This window comes from Candidatus Streptomyces philanthi (genome assembly GCF_059553635.1).
This window is the reverse complement of record NZ_JCANQV010000287.1, coordinates 1-6,964: the sequence shown is the minus strand read 5'-3', so window position 1 is coordinate 6,964 and position 6,964 is coordinate 1. Positions and strand designations below refer to the sequence as shown.

7 protein-coding genes are annotated in these 6,964 nt (G+C 72.0%); all 7 read left to right on the top strand.

What is annotated here, in order from left to right; translation table 11 throughout:
* A partial coding sequence (rho, locus tag AC51EU_RS24730; protein WP_496269269.1) for a transcription termination factor Rho occupies positions 1 to 1,385 on the top strand: 1,385 nt, incomplete at its 5' end.
* A 355-nt stretch (positions 1,386 to 1,740) separates the two neighbouring features.
* Complete coding sequence (locus AC51EU_RS24725; RefSeq protein WP_496269268.1) at positions 1,741 to 2,865, top strand: LCP family protein; 1,125 nt, start codon at positions 1,741 to 1,743, stop codon at positions 2,863 to 2,865.
* A gap of 151 nt (positions 2,866 to 3,016) precedes the next feature.
* On the top strand, positions 3,017 to 3,244 hold the full coding sequence (gene rpmE, locus AC51EU_RS24720) for a 50S ribosomal protein L31 (protein WP_496269266.1): 228 nt from the start codon (positions 3,017 to 3,019) through the stop codon (positions 3,242 to 3,244).
* A 160-nt stretch (positions 3,245 to 3,404) separates the two neighbouring features.
* Positions 3,405 to 4,484, top strand: coding sequence for a peptide chain release factor 1 (gene prfA, locus AC51EU_RS24715; protein WP_496269265.1), 1,080 nt, complete (start codon positions 3,405 to 3,407; stop codon positions 4,482 to 4,484).
* 28 nt (positions 4,485 to 4,512) lie between these two features.
* Positions 4,513 to 5,358 carry a peptide chain release factor N(5)-glutamine methyltransferase gene (gene prmC / locus AC51EU_RS24710; RefSeq protein WP_496269264.1) on the top strand — a complete coding sequence of 282 codons (846 nt, stop codon included), beginning with the start codon at positions 4,513 to 4,515 and terminating at the stop codon, positions 5,356 to 5,358.
* Positions 5,359 to 5,420: 62 nt separating this feature from the next.
* On the top strand, positions 5,421 to 6,068 hold the full coding sequence (locus tag AC51EU_RS24705; RefSeq protein WP_496269263.1) for an L-threonylcarbamoyladenylate synthase: 648 nt from the start codon (positions 5,421 to 5,423) through the stop codon (positions 6,066 to 6,068).
* A complete protein-coding gene (locus AC51EU_RS24700) occupies positions 6,065 to 6,766 on the top strand; it encodes an arsenate reductase/protein-tyrosine-phosphatase family protein (RefSeq protein ID WP_496269262.1) in 702 nt (233 codons plus the stop codon). Before AC51EU_RS24705 ends, AC51EU_RS24700 begins: the two co-directional genes overlap by 4 nt.
* Positions 6,767 to 6,964: the final 198 nt, after the last annotated feature.

Below are 6,964 nucleotides of genomic sequence, written 5' to 3'. Positions count from 1 at the left end.
GCGGTGACCGCCAGGACCGCGGCCCCAAGGGTGAGCGGCGCCAGCGCGACCGCGACCGGCGCGGCAAGAACGACGGCGGCGACCAGGGCGGCAACCGCCAGCGCGACCGCGACCGTGACCGCCGTGCCGAGGACGACGACGACTTCGAGGGCGGGCGCCGGGGCCGCCGCGGCCGCTACCGCGACCGCCGGGGCCGCCGCGGCCGCGAGGACTTCGGCAACGAGCCGCAGATCTCCGAGGACGACGTCCTGATCCCCGTCGCGGGCATCCTCGACATCCTCGACAACTACGCGTTCATCCGGACCTCCGGCTACCTGCCCGGCCCGAACGACGTGTACGTCTCGCTCGCCCAGGTCCGCAAGAACGGTCTGCGCAAGGGTGACCACGTCACCGGCGCGGTCCGCCAGCCGCGGGACGGCGAGCGCCGGGAGAAGTTCAACGCGCTGGTGCGCCTGGACACCGTCAACAGCATGGCGCCCGAACAGGGCCGCCAGCGGCCGGAGTTCGGCAAGCTGACGCCGCTCTACCCGCAGGAGCGGCTGCGCCTGGAGGGCGAGTCGGGCGGTCTGACGACCCGGATCATCGACCTGGTGACGCCGATCGGCAAGGGCCAGCGCGGTCTGATCGTGGCCCCGCCGAAGACCGGTAAGACCATGATCATGCAGGCGATCGCCAACTCGATCACCCGCAACAACCCCGAGTGCCACCTGATGGTCGTCCTCGTCGACGAGCGTCCCGAAGAGGTCACCGACATGCAGCGGTCGGTCAAGGGCGAGGTCATCTCCTCGACCTTCGACCGCCCGGCCGAGGACCACACCACCGTCGCCGAACTCGCCATCGAGCGCGCCAAGCGCCTGGTCGAGCTGGGCCACGACGTGGTCGTCCTGCTGGACTCCATCACCCGTCTGGGCCGTGCGTACAACCTCGCGGCGCCCGCCTCCGGCCGCATCCTGTCCGGTGGTGTCGACTCGACCGCGCTCTACCCGCCGAAGCGGTTCTTCGGCGCGGCGCGCAACATCGAGGACGGCGGTTCGCTGACCATCCTGGCCACCGCGCTGGTCGAGACCGGTTCGCGGATGGACGAGGTGATCTTCGAGGAGTTCAAGGGCACCGGCAACCTGGAGCTCAAGCTCGACCGCAAGCTCTCCGACAAGCGGATCTTCCCCGCGGTGGACGTCGACGCGTCGTCCACCCGTAAGGAGGAGATCCTGATGGGCGCCGACGAGCTGGCCATCGTCTGGAAGCTGCGCCGGGTGCTGCACGCCCTCGACCAGCAGCAGGCGATCGAGCTGCTGCTGGACAAGATGAAGCAGACGAAGTCCAACGCGGAGTTCCTGCTCCAGATCCAGAAGACGACGCCGACCACGGGCAACGGCAACGACTGACGCCCCGGCGACACACCACGTGACCCCCTCACCCGCACGGGTGAGGGGGTCACGTGCTTCCGGTGACGACCGGGGTGTGATCCGTGCCACCCGTGGCGCTGCCGCGTCTGAGACCTTCCGCACAGGAGCGTGTCCCCTACACATGTGGCGGCGGCGTCCGGGAAGCGGCCGAACTCCCAGGTGGGGCGGGCAGTGCGGCACGGCATCGGGCGGCCGCCCGTACATGTGCGCATGAAATGGCTCATATACGGCTGTGCAACCCTTCCGTTCCGCCTCCCGTCTGACAGGGCACCTTTGCCCCGCGTCCGCACGGCGGCGGTGGGAGGCGGCCGTACGACCAAGGACCGAGGAGCACATGCCGGACAGCAGCGGGACCGCGAACAGGACCGGGAGCCGATCCCGTGGCATACGGGCCACGGGCCGCAGGCGCAGGGCCCCCACCCGGCGCCGCCGCGCCCTGACCCTCACCCTGAGCGGGCTCGTCAGCTGCCTGCTGCTCGGCGGCGCCGGCCTCGGCTTCGTCTACTTCACGCTCAACGGCAACCTCAAGGGCGTCGACATCAACGCCGCCCTCGGCCGCGACCGGCCCCGCAACGTCGACAACGGCTCCCTCGACATCCTCGTCCTCGGCTCCGACTCCCGGGCCGGGAAGAACGGCGAGTACGGCGCCGACGAGGGCGCCGCCCGCTCCGACACCGCGATGGTCGTCCACGTCTACAAGGGCCACAAGAAGGCCAGCGTCGTCAGCATCCCCCGCGACACCCTGGTCCGGCGCCCCGACTGCACCAAGGACGGGAAGACCGTCCCCGGCGGCCCCCGCGCGATGTTCAACAGCGCCTTCGAGGCCGGCGGGCCCGCCTGCGCGGTCAAGACCGTCGAATCCCTCAGCGGCATCCGCATGGACCACTTCGTCGAGGTCGACTTCACCGGCTTCAAGAAGCTCATCGACGCCCTCGGCGGTGTCGAGGTCACCACCAGCAAGCCGATCAACGACGACAAGAGCCATCTGCACCTCCCCGCGGGCACCCACACCCTCGACGGCGAGCAGTCCCTCGGCCTCGTCCGCACCCGGCACGGCGTCCCCGGCGGCGACGGCAGCGACCTCGGCCGCATCCAGCTCCAGCAGACGTTCATCAAGGCACTGATGGCACAGGTCAAGAGCGTCGGGGTGTTCACCAGCCCGGCCAAGCTCTACGACATCGCCGACACCGCCACCAAGGCCGTCACCACCGACACCGACCTCAACTCCGTCGGCGCTCTGACCGGCTTCGCCAAGACGCTCGGCGGCATAGGCGCCGACCACGTCCGCATGGTCACCCTGCCCGTGGAGTACGACAAGACGGACCCCGCCCGCGTGGTGCCGCTGGAGAAGCAGACCGCCGAGGTCTGGGACGCCCTGCGCCGGGACAAACCGATCCCCGCCTCCGCCGTCAAGGGCTCCGCCGGGGACAAGGGCGGCACCGGCGACTACCTGAAGTGACCGGCCGGACCGCTGTCGTACGGGGAATAGCCGCCGCGGCACCCCGGTTTTGGGAGATACGGCATGTCCTGGCAGACTTGACCGTCGGCCCCGGTTCACGTGAGGCAACCCGCACCACGACCCGGAGCGCTCCCGAACCTAGGAGAATCCCTTGAAGCGCGACATCCACCCGGAGTACGTCGAGACCCAGGTCAGCTGCACCTGCGGTGCCTCGTTCACCACCCGTAGCACGGTCGCCGGCGGCACCATCCGCGCCGACGTGTGCTCCGCGTGCCACCCGTTCTACACGGGCAAGCAGAAGATCATGGACACCGGTGGCCGCGTGGCCCGCTTCGAGGCCCGCTTCGGCAAGGCCGCCTCCGGCTCGGCCAAGAAGTAGCGACCCGCAAGGCGCCGGTTCCCGGTCGCCCCCGCGCAGGGGCGACCGGACCGGCGCTTTGTCGTCCAGGCCACGGACCCGGCCGGAGGTCCGGGGTGCCGCGGCCCGCGCCGCACCGCTGCCGGCGCCCAGGAACACCCAGTCAGCTAAGGAAGCCACGATGTTCGAGGCGGTCGAGGAACTGATCGGCGAGCACGCCGGTCTCGAAAAACGGCTGGCCGACCCCGCCGTCCACGCCGACCAGCGCGAGGCCATGCGCCTCAACAAGCGCTACGCGGAACTCACCCCCATCGTGACCACCTACCGCGACTGGAAGCGCACCGGCGAGGACATCGAGACCGCCAGGGAACTCGCCGCCGACGACCCCGACTTCGCCGACGAGGTCAAGGACCTCGACGCCCGCCGCGAGGAACTCACCGAGAAGCTGCGGCTGCTGCTCGTCCCGCGCGACCCCAGCGACGACAAGGACGTCATCCTGGAGGTCAAGGCCGGCGAGGGCGGCGAGGAGTCCGCGCTGTTCGCCGGCGACCTGCTGCGCATGTACCTGCGCTACGCCGAGCGCGTCGGCTGGAAGACCGAGATCCTCGACGCCAACGAGTCCGACCTCGGCGGCTACAAGGACGTCCAGGTCGCCGTGAAGACCAAGGGCGGCGGCGGGGCCACCGAGCCCGGCCAGGGCGTCTGGGCCCGGCTGAAGTACGAGGGCGGGGTGCACCGCGTCCAGCGGGTGCCCGCCACCGAGTCCCAGGGCCGCATCCACACCTCCGCCGCCGGCGTGCTCGTCACGCCCGAGGCCGAGGAGGTCGAGGTCGAGATCCAGGCCAACGACCTGCGCATCGACGTCTACCGCTCCTCGGGACCCGGCGGCCAGTCCGTCAACACCACCGACTCCGCCGTGCGCATCACCCACCTGCCCACCGGCATCGTCGTCTCCTGCCAGAACGAGAAGAGCCAGCTCCAGAACAAGGAGCAGGCACTGCGCATCCTGCGCTCGCGGCTGCTGGCCGCCGCCCAGGAGGAGGCCGAGCGGGAGGCGTCCGACGCCCGCCGCAGCCAGGTCCGCACGGTCGACCGCTCCGAGCGCATCCGCACCTACAACTTCCCCGAGAACCGCATCTCGGACCACCGGGTCGGCTTCAAGGCGTACAACCTGGACCAGGTGCTCGACGGCGAACTCGACCCCGTCATCCAGGCGTGTGTCGACGCCGACTCCGCGGCCAAGCTCGCCGCCGCCCAGTAATCCCGTAAGCACCGGCTGGAGGACCCCCGTGAACCTGCTGCTCGCAGAGGTGGCGCAGGCCACCCAGCGGCTGGCCGACGCCGGCGTGCCCTCACCACGCTTCGACGCCGAGGAGCTCGCCGCGCACGTCCACGGCGTCAAGCGCAGCCAGCTGCACACGGTCGCCGACGCGGACTTCGACGCCCGCTACTGGGAGGCCGTCGCCCGCCGCGAGGCCCGCGAACCGCTCCAGCACATCACCGGGCGCGCCTTCTTCCGGTACCTCGAACTCCACGTCGGACCGGGCGTGTTCGTGCCCCGGCCGGAGACCGAGTCCGTCGTCGGCTGGGCCATAGACGCGGTACGCGCCATGGACGTCGTCGAACCGCTCATCGTCGACCTGTGCACCGGCTCCGGCGCCATCGCCCTGGCCCTGGCACAGGAGGTGCCGCGCTCGCGCGTGCACGCCGTGGAACTGTCCGACGACGCCCTGACCTACGCGCGGAAGAACGTCGAGGGCAGCCGCGTCGTTCTCCATCACGGCGACGCGCTGACCGCGCTTCCCGAACTCGACGGCCAGGTCGACCTGGTCGTCTCCAACCCGCCGTACATCCCGCTGACCGAGTGGGAGTACGTCGCACCCGAGGCACGCGACCACGACCCCCAGCTCGCGCTGTTCTCGGGCGAGGACGGCCTGGACACGATCCGCGGCATCGAGCGGACCGCGCACCGGCTGCTGCGCCCCGGCGGCCTGGTCGTCATCGAGCACGCCGACACCCAGGGCGGCCAGGTGCCCTGGATCTTCGCCGAGGAACAGGGCTGGGCGGACGCGGCCGACCACCCCGACCTCAACAACCGGCCCCGCTTCGCCACCGCGCGCCGGGCGACGCCGTGACCCCGGCGTCCGACCCGCCCCACACACCCGAAACACCCGTTCCGTACGAGGAGGTCGTCCAGATGGCACGGCGATACGACTGCAGCGACGCGACCGACCGAGCCACCGGTCTGCGCGAGGCCGCGGCCGCCGTCCGCCGCGGCGAGCTGGTCGTGCTGCCGACCGACACCGTCTACGGCATCGGCGCCGACGCGTTCAGCGCCCAGGCCGTCGGGGACCTGCTGGAGGCCAAGGGCCGCGGCCGCGGCATGCCCTCCCCGGTCCTCGTCGGCTCCCCCAACACCCTGCACGGCCTGGTCACCGACTTCTCCGAGCAGGCGTGGGAACTCGTCGACGCGTTCTGGCCCGGCGCCCTCACCCTCGTCGCCACCCACCAGCCCTCGCTGACCTGGGACCTCGGCGAGACCCGCGGCACGGTCGCGGTCCGCATGCCGCTGCACCCCGTCGCGATCGAACTGCTCACCGAGTTCGGCCCGATGGCCGTCTCCAGCGCCAACCTCACCGGCCACCCCTCCCCGCAGGACTGCGACGCCGCCCAGGAGATGCTCGGAGACTCCGTCTCCGTCTACCTGGACGGCGGCCCCACGCCCGCCGCGGTGCCGTCCTCCATCGTCGACGTCACGGGCCGCATCCCGGTCCTGCTGCGCGAGGGCGCGCTCAGCGCGGAGGAGCTGCGCAAGGTGGTACCCGAGCTTGAGGTGGCCAATTGATGGCGCCTCCCGGGCGGGGCATAGCGGGCCCCGGCGACGGCGCCTTCCCCCCGTACGCCGCACCCCGCCTCCCCGCCGCGCAGGCCCCCTTCCGGGTCCTGCACGTCAGCACCGGCAATGTGTGCCGCTCGCCGATCACCGAGCGGCTGCACCGCCACGCCCTGGAGCTGCGGCTGGGCCCGGAGGCGAGCGGCGGGCTGGTCGTGGAGAGCGCCGGCACCTGGGGCCACGAGGGCGCCCCGATGGAGACGCACGCCGCGACGGTCCTCACCGACTACGGCGCCGACCCGGCCGGCTTCATCGGCCGGGAACTGCTCGACGAGCACGTCATCCGCGCCGACCTCGTCCTGACCGCCACCCGCGACCACCGCGCCCAGGTCATCTCCATGGGCCACTCCGCGGGACTGCGCACCTTCACCCTCAAGGAGTTCAACCGCCTGGTCCGGGCCATCGACCCGGCCACGCTGCCCGAACCCGACCCGCACCTGCCGTACGGCGGCCTCGCCGACCGCGCCCGCGCGCTGGTCGGCGCCGCCGCCGCGCTGCGCGGCTGGCTGCTGGCGCCCAACCCCGAGTCCGACGAGGTCCACGACCCGTACGGCGCCCCCATCACGTTCTTCCGGTCCATCGGCGACGAGATCAACCAGGCCCTCGACCCGGTCGTCACCGCCCTCACCGGAGTCCCGGCCCGCGCCTGACCCCTCGGGGCCCGGCGGGAGCGGCCCCGCCGCGCCACACCGCGCCCGAACGCCGCCGCGCGCCTACATTGGGACCAGGGCGTGCCCCGAGGACCGGGCCGGGCCCGCCGTGCGCGCGCGGAACCCGTACGCGCGCCGCCTCCCGGCCCCGCCCCGAGGACACGCCCCGCCCGTCCCGCACGAGGTCCGGAGCACGCC